Consider the following 1,153-nt stretch of genomic DNA (forward strand, 5'->3'; position numbering starts at 1 on the left):
ACTATAGAGACATCTATTGGTCAAAAGTTACATTGGGATTATTTATGCTATGTAAAAGAACTTCCGATTAATACATGGAATATAGATACATATATTTTGTACGGAGCCAAGGATGAACTGTGTGAACTTGAAACTATTAACTATTTTACAGAAAAACATCGTTGTGAATTAGAAGTTATGGAGACGGGTGAACATTACTTTCATACCGAAGAACAGTTAAAGATATTTGAACAGTGGTTACACAAGCATATCGATTAACAAATTACAATTTATTTTGAACCTGTTAGAGAAGAATGAGAAATATATAAACTTATAGTATATTTGAGAGAATTTATAAATGGTGAATGTATACACTTAAACAAACACATGCTTTAATTCGATAAGAATTAAACAACTTTAAAGAGCCTTATCACACACTAGATTGTAGCAAGGCTCTTATATTTTCATAATAAAATTAATCAACTGTATTATCGATTTACATATGAAGTGAAGAATACGCACGCTATAAATTACATAAAGTAACAACCATAAAAATGCTCAGAATAAAAGATTCTCGAGCATTTTTATGTATTTTCATACTTAGGGGGAATGGACTTGAAAGATATACATATTCAACAAATAGAAAATTTAATGGAATATGAATTCAGTCATCTCGTTCAAGAAAGTGAAGAAGAAGGTTTTAATTTCCTTATAAGGCTAATAAATGAATATAAAAACAAAATAAATGTATTCAATAAAACTGGAGAATGTTTATATGGTGTTTTCCAAGGTGATATGTTAATTGGAGTTGGAGGTTTAAATGAGGATCCGTACACAAAAGACAATAAGATTGGGCGGTTAAGGAGATTTTATATTTCAAGGGATTATCGGCGTATAGGGTTAGGGAACTTATTATTAAACCAACTATTACGTCATGCGGAAAAATATTTTGAAGTGATTGTTTTACATACTGACACGAAGCAAGGTGATGTGTTTTATACTGCGAATGGATTTGTAAAAGGGGGATTATATAAGGGATCGAGTCACTACAAAGTATTATAGAGATTGCTATCCAAATAATAGCTACGAACAGTTTTTTTGTTGGTAAATCGATATATCTTAAAAATCGCTGATATATGAAGTTGCGATCCTTATATTAAAAGACAACTTTTAT

1 protein-coding gene and 1 pseudogene are annotated in these 1,153 nt (G+C 29.7%); both read left to right on the plus strand.

What is annotated here, in order from left to right:
- Positions 1-258 (plus strand): annotated as a pseudogene (locus tag ABWK52_RS28370) (alpha/beta hydrolase); the annotation flags it as partial.
- A 330-nt stretch (positions 259-588) separates the two neighbouring features.
- The gene (locus tag ABWK52_RS28375; protein WP_098541936.1) at positions 589-1,041 is read left to right on the plus strand and encodes a GNAT family N-acetyltransferase; all 453 of its coding nucleotides are present in this window, start codon (positions 589-591) and stop codon (positions 1,039-1,041) included.
- The last annotated feature ends 112 nt before the right edge of the window (positions 1,042-1,153 follow it).

The sequence above is a fragment of the Bacillus sp. AP50 genome (assembly GCF_040492675.1).
GTDB lineage: Bacteria > Bacillota > Bacilli > Bacillales > Bacillaceae_G > Bacillus_A > Bacillus_A cereus.

Coding starts and splice junctions, on each gene's coding strand:
- ABWK52_RS28375 (WP_098541936.1), top strand. CDS start 589: ATGGACTTGAAAGATATACATATTCAACAAATAGAAAATTTAATGGAA.